The sequence below is a fragment of the bacterium SCSIO 12696 genome, assembly GCA_024397955.1.
Lineage (GTDB): Bacteria > Pseudomonadota > Gammaproteobacteria > Pseudomonadales > Porticoccaceae > SCSIO-12696.
In genome coordinates this window covers 697,964-716,132 of sequence record CP073744.1, presented here as the reverse complement: position 1 = coordinate 716,132, position 18,169 = coordinate 697,964, and the positions used below count along the sequence as shown (strand labels likewise).

The 18,169-nt window shown below is 50.9% G+C and carries 16 protein-coding genes; 13 read left to right on the top strand and 3 right to left on the bottom strand.

Annotated features, from left to right (window positions below; all coding sequences use genetic code 11):
• The first annotated feature begins 22 nt into the window (after window positions 1-22).
• From KFE80_03275 to KFE80_03250, 6 genes are all read left to right on the top strand, one after another.
• On the top strand, window positions 23-187 hold the full coding sequence (locus KFE80_03275; GenBank protein ID UTW45939.1) for a transposase: 165 nt from the start codon (window positions 23-25) through the stop codon (window positions 185-187).
• Between the two features lie 259 nt (window positions 188-446).
• Complete coding sequence (locus KFE80_03270) at window positions 447-4,151, top strand: RHS repeat protein (GenBank protein ID UTW45938.1); 3,705 nt, start codon at window positions 447-449, stop codon at window positions 4,149-4,151.
• Window positions 4,123-4,698, top strand: coding sequence for a hypothetical protein (locus KFE80_03265; protein UTW46748.1), 576 nt, complete (start codon window positions 4,123-4,125; stop codon window positions 4,696-4,698). The genes KFE80_03270 and KFE80_03265 overlap by 29 nt, the downstream gene beginning before the upstream one ends.
• A 66-nt stretch (window positions 4,699-4,764) precedes the next feature.
• The gene (locus KFE80_03260; GenBank protein UTW45937.1) at window positions 4,765-5,214 is read left to right on the top strand and encodes an alpha-ketoglutarate-dependent dioxygenase AlkB; all 450 of its coding nucleotides are present in this window, start codon (window positions 4,765-4,767) and stop codon (window positions 5,212-5,214) included.
• A gap of 120 nt (window positions 5,215-5,334) precedes the next feature.
• On the top strand, window positions 5,335-6,099 hold the full coding sequence (locus tag KFE80_03255; GenBank protein ID UTW45936.1) for a hypothetical protein: 765 nt from the start codon (window positions 5,335-5,337) through the stop codon (window positions 6,097-6,099).
• Between the two features lie 67 nt (window positions 6,100-6,166).
• Window positions 6,167-6,619: a hypothetical protein gene (locus KFE80_03250; protein UTW45935.1), complete on the top strand. Its 453-nt coding sequence runs from the start codon at window positions 6,167-6,169 to the stop codon at window positions 6,617-6,619.
• Between the two features lie 34 nt (window positions 6,620-6,653).
• On the opposite strand, the gene KFE80_03245 is transcribed toward KFE80_03250, so the two are convergent.
• The 3 genes from KFE80_03245 to KFE80_03235 form a co-directional block, all read right to left on the bottom strand.
• On the bottom strand, window positions 6,654-7,184 hold the full coding sequence (locus KFE80_03245) for a hypothetical protein (protein UTW45934.1): 531 nt from the start codon (window positions 7,182-7,184) through the stop codon (window positions 6,654-6,656).
• Window positions 7,185-7,297: 113 nt separating this feature from the next.
• The gene (gene argE / locus KFE80_03240; protein UTW45933.1) at window positions 7,298-8,440 is read right to left on the bottom strand and encodes an acetylornithine deacetylase; all 1,143 of its coding nucleotides are present in this window, start codon (window positions 8,438-8,440) and stop codon (window positions 7,298-7,300) included.
• A 36-nt stretch (window positions 8,441-8,476) separates the two neighbouring features.
• A complete protein-coding gene (locus KFE80_03235; GenBank protein ID UTW45932.1) occupies window positions 8,477-8,614 on the bottom strand; it encodes a hypothetical protein in 138 nt (45 codons plus the stop codon).
• Between the two features lie 100 nt (window positions 8,615-8,714).
• Between KFE80_03235 and argC the strand changes: the two genes are divergently transcribed.
• The 7 genes from argC to KFE80_03200 all read left to right on the top strand — a co-directional run bounded on the left by argC (window position 8,715) and on the right by KFE80_03200 (window position 18,084).
• On the top strand, window positions 8,715-9,752 hold the full coding sequence (gene argC, locus KFE80_03230) for an N-acetyl-gamma-glutamyl-phosphate reductase (GenBank protein ID UTW45931.1): 1,038 nt from the start codon (window positions 8,715-8,717) through the stop codon (window positions 9,750-9,752).
• Between the two features lie 11 nt (window positions 9,753-9,763).
• Entirely contained in the window at window positions 9,764-10,522 is a 759-nt protein-coding gene (gene argB, locus KFE80_03225) for an acetylglutamate kinase (GenBank protein UTW46608.1), read from the top strand.
• 190 nt (window positions 10,523-10,712) lie between these two features.
• Window positions 10,713-11,915 carry an argininosuccinate synthase gene (locus KFE80_03220; protein ID UTW45930.1) on the top strand — a complete coding sequence of 401 codons (1,203 nt, stop codon included), beginning with the start codon at window positions 10,713-10,715 and terminating at the stop codon, window positions 11,913-11,915.
• 127 nt (window positions 11,916-12,042) lie between these two features.
• Complete coding sequence (argH, locus tag KFE80_03215; protein UTW45929.1) at window positions 12,043-13,980, top strand: argininosuccinate lyase; 1,938 nt, start codon at window positions 12,043-12,045, stop codon at window positions 13,978-13,980.
• Between the two features lie 285 nt (window positions 13,981-14,265).
• Window positions 14,266-15,594 carry an amino-acid N-acetyltransferase gene (argA, locus tag KFE80_03210; protein UTW45928.1) on the top strand — a complete coding sequence of 443 codons (1,329 nt, stop codon included), beginning with the start codon at window positions 14,266-14,268 and terminating at the stop codon, window positions 15,592-15,594.
• Window positions 15,595-15,705: 111 nt separating this feature from the next.
• Window positions 15,706-17,541 (top strand): SLC13 family permease, encoded by a 1,836-nt coding sequence (locus KFE80_03205; protein ID UTW45927.1) that lies wholly within the window; start codon window positions 15,706-15,708, stop codon window positions 17,539-17,541.
• A gap of 18 nt (window positions 17,542-17,559) precedes the next feature.
• Window positions 17,560-18,084, top strand: a complete 525-nt coding sequence (locus KFE80_03200) for a DUF3592 domain-containing protein (protein ID UTW45926.1) — start codon at window positions 17,560-17,562, stop codon at window positions 18,082-18,084.
• Window positions 18,085-18,169: the final 85 nt, after the last annotated feature.

Below are 18,169 nucleotides of genomic sequence, written 5' to 3'. Positions count from 1 at the left end.
CTGTCGCCACAGGAGTATCCACATGACATCAAAAAGAAAGCCATATAAGACCTATACCCGCGACTTTAAGCTGGAGGCCGTTCGATTGATGGAGGAAACGGGACGGCCGCCAGCTGAGATAGCTATGGAGCTAGGCATTCGTCGCAATCAATTGCAAATGGAACAATCAGGGACGGGTCTCAATTAAACGTATTTGTAGTCAAAGAATCCCATCCAACGCCTCGTCAGTCATCGTGAAAAGGGGGCAGATTTATTTTCTAGCGAAGCCCTGCTAATTTTCTCCCTGTAGCAACCAGGAAATAACAATGCTCAAATTCTTCCAAAAGGGAATGCTTTTCTAACTATCCAAAGGAGGTTAGCACATTAAAGGGGTCAGAGCCCTTTAATGGTTTGTCAAAACCACCACCAACACCAACACCTACGGCACCAGCGTATGGGATGCGGAAATGGGCCGCCTCAGTCGCACACAGGTGGTGAGCACCCGCAGCGGCAGTGTCTCTGACACCGAAACCCGCACCAGTGCGTTCACCTACATCACCAGCGGTGACAAACGTGGCTTGCTGGCCACGGAGGTTATCGAACCAGACAACGTCACCTACCGGCTGACTACCACCTATGACTACGATGAACACGGCAACAAGCTCAAAGCCACCACCAGAGGGGCGGGGGTAACCGATCGTTACAGCCGCAGTGTGTACGACCCTCTTGGGCGCTATGTGGAACGCAGCTTCAACAGCCTGGGTCAGCAAATCAGTTCGGTGGAAAGCCGCAACGTCTATGGCCAAGTGACCGAAGCCAAAGACATCAATGGCCTGACGGTAAACAGCGCTTACAGCCCGTTGGGCCGCAAATACTTTGAACGCGGCGAGACCGGTGGCTTTAGTAAAACCTACCTGACGGACGCGGACACCAGCCACTGTCCGACAGGCACGGTCTACAAAGCCATCAGCCACAGCGCCGGGGGTGGGCAGAGCCAGCAGTGTTTTGACAAACTGGGTCGTGCGATTCGTAGCTTGAGTGTGGGTTTTAGTGGCAACTGGATCGCCAGCGACGTGGAGTTCGACACCCCGGGTCGCACCAAACGCCAGAGCGAACCCTACTACCTGGACAGTGGTTCTCCCATCTACTGGACCACCATCGACTACGACATCCTGGGCCGTCCGACCACCACCACACTGCCGGACAACAGCACCGGTAGCGTGCAATACAACGGCTACAGCACCGTCACCATCAACGACAAAGGCCACCGCAAGGTGGAAACCAAAAACGCGTTGGGCGAAGTGGTGGGTGTGACCGACAACGAAGGGGGCAGCGGCCATGACACCTCCTCGGTCAGCTACGCCTACGACGCCCAGGGCAACATGACCACCATGACCGACTCGGCGGGTAACGTGAGCAGCATTGTCTACGACCTGTTGGGCCGTAAAACCAGCATGGACGACCCAGACAAAGGAGACTGGACCTACAGCTACAACGTGTACGGCGAACTGGAATCACAAACCGATGCCAACGGTCAGACCAGCACACTGAGCTACGACGTGTTGGGCCGGCTGATCCATCGGATTGATCGCCGCACGAATAACAGCGTGGAAAGTGACACGGTCTGGATTTACGACCAAACCTTGGATGAGTCAACAGGTCAATTAGTTGCTAACCCAGGTGGGCTGGGTCAATTGGGTGTTGTGCTTCAAGACAACGACGACAATAACGATGAGGATTACGTCAAAACGGTTCGTTATGACTCCTATGGTCGGGTCTCGAGCACCAAAACCACACTGGGTGCTAATGGTGCGGATGGCACCTTTACTGAGTCAGTGACCTACGACCAATACGGCCGTACCCACCAAACTTTCGATGCGTCTACCGACCCCACAGGCGCTACTGGTTATCAGGGCACGCGCACTCATTACAACCCATACGGTTATATGGACTGGGTCGGAGATGCTATTGAAGGCAATACCTTCGATGAAAACGGTGAACGTTTGCCGCGGAGTATCTACCGCAGAATCACCAGCATGGACGCACGGGGCAATGTGACGGGCGAAACTCGGGGTGACAACGTCAGTATTGTTCGGGTGTACGACGAACAAACCGGTCGTATCGAAACCATCGATGCTGACCACACCTTGGGGGTCAAAGTTCAAGACTTGGAGTACCAGTGGGACACCATCGGCAACCTGCTCGAACGCAGAGAACAGTCCGGCAATAAAAACCTGACCGAAGTGTTTGACTACGACGACCTCAACCGCCTGACCAGCTACCGGGTTGTGGGCCAGGCTGAGAAAACCGTGAAATACGATGCCCTGGGCAACATCACCGAGAAAAGCGATGTGGGCCACTACAGCTACGGCACAGGCAACAACAGTGGGTCCGGTGACGCGGGTGTACACGCGGTGACGCAAATTACGGGAGCGGAAGCCGCTACCTACACCTACGACGACAACGGCAACAACCTCAGTGGTGATGGCCGCACTATCGTTTACAGCACCTTTGACAAGCCCTTAACCATCAGCAAAGGCGGTCACACCACCGGGTTCCAGTATGGGCCGGACAGAGCCCGCTACAAACGCACCGACACCAACAGCAGTGGCACCAAAACCACCCTGTACGTGGGCAACACCGAGTGGATTACCCAGATCAATGGCGATAAAGAAATCAAGCGCCATCTGGGGGGTACCTTGATTACCCTGAAGCTCAACAGTGCGGATCAACTGCAAAGCGTGGATACCCACTACCAGTACCACGATCATCTGGGCAGTTTGGACGTGATCACCGACGAAACCGGTGCGATTGTGCAGGAAATGAGCTTTGACGCCTGGGGCGAGAGAGGGGACGCTACAGATTGGACGGCCTTGGCCAATGGGGCATTGACCACCTTTGACAGCAGCATCACCACCAGAGGCTTTACGGGCCATGAGATGCTGGATGAGGTGGGTGTGATCCATATGAATGGGCGGATTTACGATCCGAAGATCGCCAGGTTCCTTCAGGCGGACCCTTACATTCAGGAGCCGACGTACACACAAAGTCTCAATAGATATGCTTATGTGTGGAACAATCCGCTTAATGCCACAGACCCTAGTAGGTACTTTGTAGGAGCTATAGCCAGTAAGGTAATTGGGGCGGCTATTACGAGGAAATTTATTCAAAGTAGTTGGGTTGGAAAAAATGTCATCCAGCCTGCGCTGCAATATGTATCAAGGAAACCACTGCTAAATGCGATTGTTACGGCTGTCATTGCTTACTATGGGGGGCCGTATGCAGTAGCGGCCTATAGCGAAGCTGTGACTTATGCAAATGGTGGTAGCTTATTTGATGGAATAAAAGCGGGAGCCATCAGCCTTGCACAATCTTATGCTTTCGCACAGATTGGTGCGTCAGGCTTAGAAACTACTGAAAGGATATTTGCACAAGCAATTGCAGGTGGCGTTTTCTCGGAATTGCAGGGAGGCAAGTTTGGGCATGGATTTGTTAGTGCTGGTCTATCTGAGGCTATCGATATTAATGGAATCTTCGGCACCAAGCCTGAGTTTGCGGGAATTCGAATAGCAGCTGCAGCGATTGTCGGTGGAACAATATCCAAAGCCACAGGGGGTAAATTTGCAAATGGTGCCCTTACTTCCGCGTTTGGGCAGATGTTTAGCGGCGAACAACGTGCAAAGAAAGCAGAACAATTTAAAAAACTAAAAAGCTTGTTTGAATCGGAGGATCCAGCAACTAGGCAGTTGGCTATTAATGAAGCCCTTGATTACTATGGTATTGGTAGTGAGGGTACTGTTTCTGTTACGTATGATCCTAAACTTACGAGTGATGGCATAGTAGATGAACATGCAGACGGTACGGTCGGAGTTCGAATAGGCAATGGCGCTTTTAAACGGAGCGTTGGCTGGCTAGGCTCTGTGTTATCTCATGAGATCGAAGTACACGTTCGACTTCAAGTTAACAGAGGGATTCACTGGAAAGATGAACAGGGAAATGCTCTTTTGGAGGTTCAGGCTTATAACTATGATCTGCTAAACGCTGAAAGATTCTCTCTAAGCACTTCTGAAATTAATCAAATAAGAGGTTTAAGAAGATATTACATGAATACGCTTAATAGAGAAAATTTTGAGAGGGCAAAGCGTGGCCATTATTCTGATTATACACCTTAGAAGGATGTTTACTGTGAAAGTGTTTTTGCTATTACTGGCTTTAACTGTGCCAGCTTACGCTGAAAGTGAAATGATTTTATTTAAGCTTAAATCTGATGAAAATGGGATTTTAACCTATCTAGTTAACGGTTCAGAGCGACCTCTATTAGTTAATAGGAGGTTTGCAGATGCTCGTAAATCTGATGCATATGCTGACATGTTCTTTGAAATTCTGGATGAAAATAATAAATTTTTTCATTTTTTTCCTAGAGTTAGAATATCTAAACCAAGTGGTGATGAAATAGTTAGCGTTAAGCCTAGCGATTTTGTTGGTAGGCTGTTTTCATGTAGGTATATGGCTGATTCTTACAAGCTTCCCTTAGGGTTATACAAAGTTAAGGGGTTTCATATAAATCCATATGGAAATAAAGTTATTTCAGCAAAAACAGGAAGATACATCACCCCAAATAGTGCCCCTCTAGTTCAACTGGAATCTAATGAAATAAATCTTGTTATTAAGGAGTCCTGTTTACAAGATGACGAAATTTCTGAGCTCAAATACGAATAACAAGACAAGGGAAGTGGCACAGATTTCCGGAATAATTAATTAAAGAGGTCAGAGCCCTTTCGTGCTGTGCCAATTCCCCGTCTTAATGCCTGGTACGGCGATAGGGACGCTCATTACGGTTACTCCGGTACACGGCTGCCTTTAAACGACTGGTCAGTGGCGTTGATGCAATTGCGTCAACGAGTGGAAGGGGAGTTAAACAAACGTTTTAACAGCGCGCTGATAAACCTGTATCGCAACGGCAGCGACAGCGTCGCCTGGCACAGCGATGACGAAGCGGAGTTGGGTGAAAGCCCGGTAATTGCCTCATTAAGCTTGGGAGCAAAAAGACGTTTTCAGATGCGCCGCAAAAGCGGTGGGCAGCGTTACGAGCTAACTCTTGAGTCTGGTGCCTTACTGGTAATGACGGGGGCTACACAGCGGTTTTGGCAGCATCAGGTGCCCAAGGAAAATAGGGTGGAAGAGGCGCGGATTAATATCACGTTTCGTCGGATTGATGTGCTTCTAAATCAGTAAGTGTTGTAGTCAGGGCCAGCTTTTCAGGTCGACGGTAAAAGAATTCTAATCCGTTCCCTATCCCATATCTTATTATTGACGGCTGAACTCCATAGAGCTGTCAGGATGAGGAGAGTATTTATGAAATTTCTTCTAATTGTTTCTTTTGTTTTTTCGAACTGTGTTTCAGCTCAAAGTGTTGGTGAGCTTTTAGAGGGTTGGAAGCTTCGTGAGCTTCCAGTTGAAGCGGTTCTTCAATATAGGGATAAAAAACATAGAAATAAGTTTGTAATAGAGGATCATACTCTTACTGACAATAGCGGCAATATTGCTTTAAGTTATGGTAGGCGTTCTAAATCAAATCTGAGTGTTAGCGTTAGAAACGCTAAGTTTATTTCAGTCAACAAGGGTGAGTTTGGAGGTGAATTTGGCGTTGAAGTAAATGGCGTTTATACAAAACTTATGGAGGGAAATGTAACAAATTTAATCCACACTGGTGATGCTTTGGTAGTTGTTGAAGGTATTTCACACCTGAGCCTCACCAGAGGTGCCGTATATATAATGGATGATGTTGCTAACCCAGAGCCCCCCAAGATATTGACAATGCTGCCTGAAAAGCCTTCTGCAAGCTTTATTGATAGTGATGGGAGGCTTATGGTTGCTACGGATTTGGGTGTTTATGGAATCACAGCAGGTCCCCGAGGTAGGCTTGATATCTTATACAGAAAAGCGTTTTGGGCAAGGATATTTGCGAGAGGCCCTACAAGCATTGTTGAATTTGAGGGGAATTACTTGATTGGCCTCGCGGGGGGAGTCGCAGTGGTTGAGAAAGGACGATTCGAAATCCCTAAGGTTAGGTTTTTCGCAACCGAAAATCTAATTCGAACAATTGGTTTAATGGAATAATAGAGAGTGAGCAGCTTTCGAGCGACCTCTACGTTTTTTTCCTAAGTGTTTCAGGCTGGAGGCTTTTATGAAAAAGATTTTTTTAGTTCTTAAAGTGTTGACCATTATTTTGATTTCTCAATTAGTCTTTGTAACTAGTGCCTGTGCAGAGAAAAAGAGAACGCCTGATGGTCGAATGGGGAGCGATTGTTATTTATATCATAAAGAAGAAGGGGCGGTAGAAATATGTGATGTCATAATCCCGCAGTTAGTTGTAACGCCCGAACGGTATCATAAAAAAATTGTGAGAGTTTTAGGGTACATGAGCGCCTCGCAAGAAGCCTATGGATTAAACGGTAGCGATGGTGCGCGGGTATGGGTAGAAATGGAAACGCGGTTAGAGATTAATAAATTAAAAAAGTACCATGGAAAATTTGTTGAAATCACAGCTGAATTTGATGCTCTGTCATTCGGCCATTTAGGCCAATGGGGCGGAACGCTTAAAAATATTAAAAAGATTAGATTGCTTGAAAAGGAGTAACAGGGTTTGTGTGTGACAACAGCCAGTCTGCTTCTTATCGTTTCCTTCGGAGCAAGTTCTCATCAATTTGGTGTTTTTTGAAAAGCTCACCGAGTTCTTTCTTGGCAACCGGATAAAGCGCATAAATAGGGGTTGTTGTCACGTAGAGCTCCACATCTGAACTGCAGCTTAATAGTCGTTTTTGAGTCTCCTCGGGTATCGAATCAAATTCCAGTTTGCCCTCATAGTATGGTGATACTGATTCTAGTAGTTCAACGCCACAGTGCCTGAGGAGTAGCTTAGGTGTCTCTATAGATCCCAGTGCTTGCCAGGATATTTTTGATATAAAAAGCGTACGCATTTCGCTAAGAAATTGAACCCTTTTAGTTGATTCGACGGCAGTTAGTTTTGCACCGTATCCGTCGACCAATTTTTCAGCAATATCTTTCGCATGCTTGTCCCAGCGTTTTTTCCATGATGTTAAAATAGGCTCCGGAATTAGATCGCTTTCACTCGATATCACGCCAGTACTCGTTATACCAATGATGATCGATAGAACTATTGGTGGTAAGCTTTTAACGCTCATGGAGGCTCCATTTGTATTCTTTCAAAGCATAAGAAGAAGCTGGCTCTTTGGCGCTCTTCTCTGTGTCCTCATAGCAGTATGCTTGGAAATTGGTATTGAACAATGGCACCGGTTCAACCACAAATCTCCGTAATCAACGACCTTAACTTTTCCACCGTCGGTTTAATTTCGCTCATATCCAGATACTCATCCGGTTGGTGTGCCTGGGCAATAGAACCTGGCCCCATCACAATGGTTTCGCAGCCCAGCTCGCTGATGAAGGGGGCTTCAGTGCAATAGTTCACGGCTATGGCGGGTTGGCCGGATACTTTTTCTGCCAATTTCACCAGGCTGCTGTCGGTGCTTCCTGCAAAAGCTGGTGTAGCACCGTGCATATGACTGAGTTCCACAGCCCCCGGGTATCGTTGTTTGATCGGTGCCACAGCATCGTCCAATAATTGGTAAACATCGGTAACGCTCATTCCCGGCATGGGTCGCACATCCAGTTGCAGTTCGCAGCAACCGCAGATGCGGTTGGGGTTGTCGCCGCCATGAATGTGCCCAAGGTTTAAGGTGGGGTAGGGGACGTCGAAGGCGGGCTGCTGATAACGCTCCTTCAACTGCTGCTGTGTTTTTAGCAGGTTGGCTATCACTTGGTGCATGATTTCCAGCGCGTTAAGGCCATATTCTGGATTGGAGCTATGGCCGCTGCGGCCGGTGACGACAATGCGCTCAGAAAGGTGACCTTTGTGGCAATACACCGCCTGCATGGATGTGGGTTCACCAATAATGGCGTATTCCGGGCGTATGGCTTTTTGAGCTGCCAGTTGCCGGGCACCGGCCATGGTGGTCTCTTCGTCGGCGGTGGCCAGAATACGTAAAGGTTTCTGCAGCTTGTCCAGCTCTAACCCATCGATAGCTTCGATGGCAAAGGCGAAAAAGCCCTTCATATCGATACTGCCCAAACCGTAGAGTTTGTTATCGGCTTCGGTCAGGGCGAATGGGTCGAAGTTCCAACGGCTGTCGTCGTAGGGCACGGTGTCGGTGTGGCCTGCCAGTAACAGCCCGCCGTCGCCGCTGTTGGCACCGTAGGTGGCCACCAAATTGAACTTGCCCGGAGCCGATTCCAGCTCGGTAATTTCTACCGTAAATCCCCGATCATTGAGCCAGCTTTCCAAGTGCTCGATCACCCCCTTGTTGGAGTGGTCCCAGCGAGGGCTGTTACTGGAAATGCTGGGGCTAGCAATCAGAGTTTTGTAGTGTTCAATAAACGCCATTACGCTCGCCTTATTGTGGGCCGTAAACGACTGTGACTATTGCATAAAAGCCGCTAAAACGGTATCTTCGCGCATCATTTTGCTATCCGCTTTAACGCCATGATATTTTGCATGCTCAACGGCATCAACAAAGCACCACTTCTTCCGGCCATTCGACGACGTTGAAGCCGCCATTTGCCGCGCCTGCTGACTGAAAATTCAGTAAAATGCCTGCGGTTCTTTCTGCTGTTTCGTACAGCCTACCGAAATTTGTTTATTCGCTAATGAGGCGACTGTGAAAAAATTAGCCCTGATTGGTGCCAGTGGTTACGCTGGCCTTGAGTTCTGTCGTTGGGTCAGCCATCACCCCAACCTGCAAATTACCGCGTTGCTGGTGTCCCCGCAAAGCGTTTACCTGGGGCAAACCATTGGTCAGTTCTGTGCGGAACTGGCGCACTTGGGTTTGCCCCCACTGGAGGCCAGTACGGACGAGAACATCGCCCGCCTGACCACAGAGGTGGATGGCGTGGTACTGGCCACCGAGCACGAAGTCAGTGCCAACATTATCGGCAAGATTGTCGATAGCGGCGTGGCTATTTTCGACCTTTCCGGTGGTTACCGCCTTAAAGACCCGTCGCTCTACGAGCGCTACTACGGTTTTGCCCACCCCCGCCCGGATTTGCTGCAAAGTGCCGCTTACGGTTTGGCTGAGTGGAATGCAGAGGCCATTGCCAGTGCCCAGGTGGTGGCAGTGCCCGGTTGTTACCCAACCGCTGCACAGCTGGCGCTGAAGCCGCTGTTGGCGTTTGCCGAGCAACAGGGAAACACTCTGAGCCAGCCACCGGTGATTAACGCTGTCAGTGGCGTTAGCGGTGCTGGCCGCAAAGCCAAAACAGGTTCGCACTTTTGCGAGGTCAGCTTGCACCCCTATGGCATTTTCAGCCACCGCCACACCCCGGAAATTGTTCAGGGTGTGGGCACAGAGGTGGTGTTTACCCCTCATCTGGGTGCCTTTAAGCGGGGCATTCTGGCGACCATTAATGTGGCTTTTGAACAAGCTGTGGATCAGCAGGCTTTGCGGGGTCACTTTGACAGCACCTACAGCAATGCGCCATTGGTTCGCCTTTGCCATACGCCGACACCGGCTATTCAAGCGGTGGAAAAAACACCGTTTTGCGACCTTGGCGTCTATACCCAGGGCAACCAGGTCATTTTGGTGTCCGCCATCGATAACTTGGTGAAAGGCGCGGCCGGGCAGGCACTGCAATGCGTCAACCTGCATTTTGGCTGGCCTTCAGAAACCGGCATGCTGCCGGCGAGTAAAGGCGAGTGAGTCAGCCAGCCATGGACAAGCCGTTAGTGATTAAAGTGGGCGGTGCGCTGTTAAACCACCCCCAGGCCCAACAGGCGTTTTTTGCCGAGCTGGCGCAGCTGCAACGCCCCTGGGTATTGGTACACGGTGGTGGCGCGCTGGTCGATCAGTGGTTGCAGAAGCTGGGTTTTGAGGTGCAGCGCAATCGCGGCCTGCGAGTAAGCCCTGCGGAGCAAATGCCATTTATCACCGGTGCCCTGGCCGGTTGTGCGAACACGGAGTTGGTATCCCAAGGTGTGCGCAGTGGTGTTAGTGCCATTGGCCTCAGCCTGGTGGATGCGGGTTGCGAAGCCTCTGTTTTGGCAGATGATCTGGGGCAAGTAGGCCAGGTTGACCAAACCGATGCAGAACCACTGCAACAACTGCTTTCAGCAGGATTCAGGCCGTTGGTGTGCAGCATCGCCTGCGATAAGCAGGGAGCGTTACTCAATGTCAATGCAGACGATGCGGCAGTGGCCATCGCCAAGGCATTGCATGGGGATTTGCTGTTACTGAGCGATGTTCCCGCTGTGCTGGACGGTGACCGTCAGCCCATTGCCAAACTGGACGAAACAGACATAGAGCGCCTGATTGCCGATGGTGTGATTATCGATGGTATGGCGGTCAAAGTTCGCGCTGCTCTGGCGGCCGCAAGAGCCACCGGCGGCAAAGTATTAATTGCTTCCTGGCAACGCCCGGAAACCATTGTGCAGTGGTGTGAAGGGAAGCCAGTTGGCACTGAAATTAGCTGAGTGCATCTCTAAAAATGCACTATTTCTGCGATAGCTGTGTTGGCGTCCCTGTTTGTTTATGGGAAGGCGAGTCCTCATGTATCTCTGTATACACTGCGGCTCTCCGTGCGACGCCGCCTTGCTCTCGCAAAAATATCACTATTTTTAGAGGTGCCCTTAGGCACGTTTTTAAAAAATTTGAGGATTAACCATGAAGTCTGTAAAAAAAGTCGTATTGGCCTATTCCGGTGGTCTGGACACCTCCGCCATTATCCCCTGGCTGAAAGAGAACTACGGCTGTGAAGTGGTGGCTTTTGCCGCTAACGTAGGGCAGGGAGACGAAGAGCTGGAAGGCCTGGAAGAAAAGGCCATCGCCTCTGGCGCCAGCAGCTGCTACATCGTCGATTTAAAAGACGAGTTTGTGGCGGACTATGTATACCCAACTTTCCAAACTGGCGCTATCTACGAAAGCGATTACCTGTTGGGCACCAGTATCGCTCGTCCAATTATTGCCAAGGCCCAGGTAGAAGTGGCCCGCAAAGTTGGTGCTGATGCGCTGTCCCACGGCTGTACCGGTAAAGGTAACGACCAGGTGCGTTTCGAGTCCTGCTTTGCGGCTTTGGCGCCAGACCTGCAAGTGATCGCCCCGTGGCGTGAGTGGGATCTGACCTCCCGTGAAAGCCTGTTGGATTACCTGGCAGAGCGCAACATTCCCTGCAGTGCTTCGCTGACCAAAATTTACAGCCGCGACGCTAATGCTCTGCATATCTCCCATGAAGGCGGCGAGTTGGAAGAGCCATGGAATGCACCTAGCGACGCGGTATGGACCATGACGGTTTCTCCAGAGCAGGCGCCAGACCAGCCAGAGCTGGTGACACTGGATATTGAGAAAGGCCGGGTAACTGCCGTCGATGGTGTGGCTATGACCCCTTACCAGGTGTTGGAAAGCCTGAATGAAAAGGGCGCCCGCAACGGGGTTGGCCGTATTGATATTGTCGAGAACCGCCTGGTGGGCATGAAATCTCGCGGCTGCTACGAAACCCCGGGGGGCACCTTGTTGATGAGTGCTCTGCGCGCCATTGATGAGCTGATTTTGGATAAAACCTGCCGCAGCTGGAAAACCACCGTGGCAGAGCAGTTTGCTCACTTGGTATACGATGGTCGTTGGTTCACGCCTCTGAAAGACTCTCTGTATGCAGCGGCGGAAGCGCTGAACGAAGACGCTACTGGCACAGTGGTACTGAAGCTGTACAAGGGCCAGGTAACGGCGATCCAGAAAAAATCGCCCAACAGCCTTTACCGGGAGTCTTTTGCTACCTTCGGTGAAGACGATGTGTACGACCAGTCTCACGCAGAGGGCTTTATTCGTTTGTTCTCTCTGTCCAGCCGTATTAAGGCGATGGGCGGCGAGTAAGGCAGTTAGGGCACGTCATTGCGAGCGAAGCGAAGCAATCTCCTGACACGTTGTGCGCAGGAGATTGCCGCGTTGCCCTTCAGGCTCCTCGCAATGACCGGTAAATAGAAAATTTTGGAGAAACACCATGGCATTATGGGGCGGCCGTTTTAAAGAACAGGCCAGTGTGCAGTTTAAAAAATTCAACGATTCCCTGCCGGTGGATTACCGCATGGCAGTGCAGGACATCGTCGGCTCCATTGCCTGGGCGCAAGCCATTCATCAGGTGGGCGTGCTGTCTGATGACGAGCTGGCGCGCTTGCAGGGTGCTCTGACTGAGCTGAAAGAATCCGTTGAGCAAAACCCCAAGCAAATTTTGGCGTCGGACGCGGAAGACATTCACAGCTGGGTGGAAATCCAACTGATTGAAAAAACCGGCGATTTGGGCAAAAAACTGCACACCGGGCGCAGCCGCAATGATCAGGTAGCTACTGACCTCAAACTATGGTGTAAGGAAACCGGTGGCGACTTGTTGTTCGCTTTGGTTAACCTGCAACAGGCGATGATGAACCTGGCCGAGCGGGAAAAGGGCACCGTACTGCCCGGTTATACCCACCTGCAACGGGCTCAGCCAGTGACTTTTGGCCATTGGTGCCTCGCTTACGTCGAAATGTTTAATCGGGATATTGGTCGCCTGAAAGACGCACTCTACCGCTTGGATGTGTCGCCCTTGGGTTCCGGTGCATTGGCCGGTACCGCTTATCCCATTGATCGTAAATCCCTGGCCCACAACCTGGGCTTTCGAGCTGCCACCATGAACAGCCTGGATGCGGTATCCGACCGCGACCATGTGGTTGAACTGTTGGGTGCGGCCAGTATTTCGATGATGCACTTGTCTCGCTTTGCAGAAGATCTGATTTTCTACAATTCCGGCGAAGCGGGCTTTGTGGAGATGAGCGACCTGGTGAGCTCAGGCTCGTCGCTGATGCCGCAAAAGAAAAACCCGGATGCCTGCGAATTGATACGCGGCAAAGCCGGACGCGTGTTTGGTTCCCTGACGGCGATGCTGACCACCATGAAAGCCCTGGCGCTGGCCTATAACAAAGATATGCAGGAAGACAAAGAAGGCCTGTTTGACGCCCTGGATACCTGGCTGGAATGCATGGAAATGGCGGTACTAGTGGCGGATGGTTTGAAAGTGAACCGCTCCCGCACCCTGGCTGCTGCCCAGCAGGGCTACGCAAATGCCACCGAGCTGGCAGACTATTTGGTGGGTAAGGATATTCCTTTCCGTGAGGCTCACCATATTGTCGGTGAAGTGGTGCTGGCAGCCATTGAAAAAGGGTGCCCATTGGAAGATTTAACACTGACCCAACTGCAAAGCTTCAGCGAAAAAATAGAGCAGGATGTGTATCAGCACCTGTCTATTGAATCCACTCTCGATAAGAGAGAGGCATTGGGTGGCACCTCCAGAGCTCAAGTGGAGCAGGCGATTGCCAATATTCAGGCGGGCAAAGAAGATATTCTCAACGAACAGGTAGCCGGTGCGCCGGGCAAGCAGCAGATCAATGTGGCATTGATGCAGGTAAAACAGCGCCTCAATGCGCAAAAAGCGGCTGCTATGTCGGTTCGCCGTGCGCGTATGTCCGATGTGGAAAAAATTCATCAGCTGGTGGATTTTTGGGCCGAAAAAGGCGAGATACTGCCTCGCACCTACGAGAATATTATTCACGACGTGCAAAACTTTGTGGTCGCGGAAGTAGATGGCCAGGTGGTGGGTTGTGCCTCTTTGTATATTTACCAGAAAGGCCTGGCGGAAATTCGCTCGGTGGTGGTGGATGAAAAATACCACAACCAGGGTCAGGGCAGGGCGCTGGTACAGTACCTGCTGGAATTTGCCAACCAGATGGAATTGCAGGAAATTATCGTACTCACCTACATTCCGGATTATTTCTCTGCCCTCGGCTTTAATCTGATTGAAAAGAGTTCGTTGGCGGATAACATTATTGAGGACAGCGAGCGCAGCCCTTATAAAAATCCGGAAGACGAAGTGGCTATGGAGTACATTGTCGATCGTTCGGCGTGATAAGAGGGGGTGTTAGCAAGTAATAAGTCACTACTGTTGCCCCTGAAAAGGCGTCAGCCAAGGCATGAGGAGTGCTGTTTGGTTATTCCAAATGAGCGACGAATAACACAGGATGGCGCCTTTTCAGGGTCAACCCAAAGGGCTGGGCTCCTTTTTCGCCCCAGCTGTGTTATCAGTCGCTTATGTAGAATGACTACACGACACTCCTTCTGTCTTGCTGGAACAAAAAATGAACTCCAGCAGTAGCGACCTATTACTTGCTAACACCCCCTAGGAACATTACAAATGGCTCACCCGATAGAAAATAATGACAGCGACAAGGACAAGGTAAAGTGGTTTAGGAACGCCGCGCCGTACATCAATGCTCACCGGGGCAAAACCTTTGTGTTGATGTTTGATGGCGATGCGGTGGAGCACCCTAACTTTGCCAATGTGATTCACGACGTCTCATTGCTGAGAAGCCTCGGCGTCAAGCTGGTGCTGGTGCACGGTGCCCGCACACAAATCAGTCGGCGGCTGACACAGCTTGATATCGAGCAGCATATCGAAAACAGCATTCGGGTCACCGATGCCGACACCCTGGCTGCGGTTAAAGACGCCACTGGTTCCCTGCGTATTCATATCGAAGCCATGCTCACCATGGGACTAGCCAACTCGCCCATGCACGGTTCGCAACTGCGGGTTAATTCCGGCAACTTTGTGATTGCCAAGCCCATGGGCGTTCGCGACGGCGTCGATTACAAATACACCGGCCTGGTGCGGCGTATCGATACCGAAGGCATTAATACCCAGCTCAATTACGGCTCTATCGTGTTGTTGTCTCCGGTGGGTTACTCCACCACGGGAGAAGTGTTTAACCTGTCTTTGGAGGACGTCGCCACTCAAACTGCGGTTTCCCTCAAGGCGGACAAACTGATTGCGCTCACCAAAAACGACGGCCTGTTGGATGAAAACGGCGCCCTGGTGAAGAGCTGTAGCCTGAGAACGGTGAAACGGTTGCTGGGCAATGAGCCCGAATACATCGAGCGCCTGTTGATGCAGGCCATTGCCAACTGCGCCGAAAACGGTGTGGAACGGTGCCACTGTGTCTCTTACCAAAGCGACAGCGCATTGTTGCAAGAGCTGTTTACCCGGGACGGTGCCGGCACCCTGATTGCCAAAGATCATAAAGAGCAGCTGACTTCTGCCACCATTGACGATGTGGGCGGTATCCTTGATTTGATCGCTCCACTGGAAGAGCAGGGCACTTTGGTCAAGCGTTCCCGAGAGCTGCTTGAAGTGGAAATAGACCGCTTTACGGTGATTAAAAAAGAAGACGTAATTATCGCCTGTGGTGCGCTGTACCCTTACCCGGACGCCAATACCGGGGAAATTGCCTGCCTGGTGATCCACCCGGACTACCGGGGCGGTAACCGTGGGGTACGTCTGATTGCGGAGCTTGAAGAAAAGGCCAAAGTACAAAAATTAGACTCTATTTTTGTGCTCACCACCGTCAGTGCCCACTGGTTTCTGGACCAGGGCTATGTGGAACAGGCCATCGATAAGTTGCCGGAAAGTAAACAAAAAATGTATAACTTTCAGAGAAAGTCCAAGGTATTTGTCAAGCAAATCTAGGTTACAACATCCAGGGTTTTATACCGGCCTGATGGAAGTGCGGGTGGCGGTTCAGTCCCGCGCTTTGACGTGATAGCATGCGTGCTTTCGGCCACAAAAAGAATAAAACCTATGGATGTAGTGACCGGTACCCTTAATGCCCATGCGATTGCATCGCTGATCCTGACTGCACTGGCGCTGTTCTTATTCTCCCGAGAGCGCATCCCGTTGGAAACATCCAGCCTGTTTGTGGTGGTGTTGCTAACCATCGGTTTTACCCTGTTTCCCTATACCAATCCCGAGGGTGAATCCCTAAGCCCCTCCAGCTTTTTCTCCGGCTTTGGCCATCAGGCCTTGATCGCGGTTTGTGCGCTAATGATTGTCGGCCATGGCTTGGTACGTACCGGTGCTTTGGAGCCCGTGGGGCGGGTGCTGGCCAAGTTGTGGGGCTACAGTCCGTTCCTGTCGCTGTTTGTGGCTCTGGTGGTGGCAGCGCTATTGAGCGCCTTTGTAAACAACACGCCCATTGTGGTGTTGCTGTTACCCATTCTGGTTACCGTTGCCAACCGCACGCAAACATCGGTGTCTGGCACCTTGATGCCCATTAGCTTCGCCACCATTCTGGGTGGCATGTTGACCACCATTGGCACCTCAACCAACTTGCTGGTGGTGAGTGTGGCCGCGGATTTGGGGCTCAAGGAAATCGGCATGTTCGACTTTTTTGTGCCCGGTTTGGTGATGATGGGAGTCGGGGTTTTGTACCTGTGGCTGATTGCCCCGCGCTTGCTGCCCACTCGTGGCGCATTGGTGGATGACTCGTCACCGCGCATTTTTACTGCCCACCTGTTTATTCCCGAAGACAGCCAGTGTGTGGATTGCACGGTACGGGAGATTATCGAAAAGGCCGACGGCAATATCCAGATTACCCGTATCCGCCGCAGCAAACAGAACTATGTATTCCCTCTGCCGGATGCCACCGTCAGGGCGGGTGATCGTCTGCTAATTCGGGACACCCCGCAAAAGCTGAAAGAGTTTGAATCACTGCTCGGTGGCCAGCTGTTTTCATCGGGCAAGCTGGTGGATGAGGAAAACCCGCTGACTGACCCGGATCAGCATATGGCCGAGTTGGTGGTGGACCGAGGCTCGCCATTGGTGCGTCGCACCCTCAATGAAATGCAATTTCTGCACAACTTTCAGGTGGCCGTAATCGCCATTCACCGCAAAGGTCGGGTGCTGGAAGAAATGCCGGAGGGCATCAGCAAGGTTAAGCTGCGCCTTGGGGATGTGCTGTTGATCCAGGGCCCCGGCGAAAATATCGAAGAGATCAAACGCAACGGTCAGCTGTTGGTGCTGGACGCCACTACGGAGCTGCCACACTCCCACCGCGCTCACCGTGCTCTGTGGATTATGGCAGCGGTTATTGTGGTGGCGGCCCTGGGTATTTTGCCCATCGCCATCAGTGCGGTCTGTGGAGCTTTGCTGATGATGTTTGCCAACTGCTTGAGTTGGCGAGATGTGCAGCGGGCACTCAGTGCCCAAGTAGTTTTAATTGTGGTGGCGAGTTTGGCCTTGGGCAATGCGTTGATATCCACCGGAGCAACGGATTGGTTGGCGTCGGGGTTTGTAAAAATCGCGGCGTACCTGCCTATCCATGGTTTGTTTGCCGGCTTGGTATTGCTGATGGCCATACTCACCAATGTGGTGTCTAACAACGCAGCAGCGGTGATCGGTACCCCCATTGCCATCAGCATTGCCCAGCAACTGGGCCTGCCGCCAGAGGCATTTGTACTGGCTGTTTTGTTTGGCGCCAATATGAGCTTTGCCACACCCATGGCTTACCAAACCAACTTGTTGGTCATGAACACGGGTAGTTACAGTTTTATGGACTTTGTGCGGGTAGGGGTGCCGTTAACGGTCATCCTTTGGCTAACCATTAGTTGGTTGCTGCCGCAGATGTATGGGTTTTGACTGCCAGCCGGCTAAAGCATGATTTTCAAAATTATTTTTGTATTTGTGCTTCCGATGTTATTGGCTATAGCAGGCCTTTGGCAAACATTTGTTTATTTCAGATTAAAAAAATATTTTGACCTCTGGCCCGTTGTGGCTGCAGAGATTACGCATTCTCGATTGTTGAACCAAACAGGTGTCAACGGTGAAATAATGCTTGAAGGTATTATTCACTTTAAATACTCGATTCGAGGTAAGGATTATAAATCTGATACGCCAGCTCTTAGAGGATATGACTTGTTTCCATCGTTGAATTATGAGCGAAGCCTTGTAAAAAAATATCCCAAGGGAGAGTTTGTGAATGCCAGAGTCCATCCCAACGTAAATAGTCTCGCCTACTTAGAGGTGGCCCCGTTAAGCAAACTTTCTACTGTGTTGGCTCCACTTATGTTTTTGCTTGGTGTTGGCATTATGTTTGGTTATTTCTATGGCTGGTGGGAGTTGATAGGGGACAATATTGTAGAGTGGTGGGAGCTTTATAAGATTAAACATGGAATGGAGTGAGAGGCTTGTGCGCCGCAAGCGGTGTGCAACTCCAAGCGTCAATGGCTGATGCGAGTCAACCTTTTGCTATTTTTTCTGCGTTCAG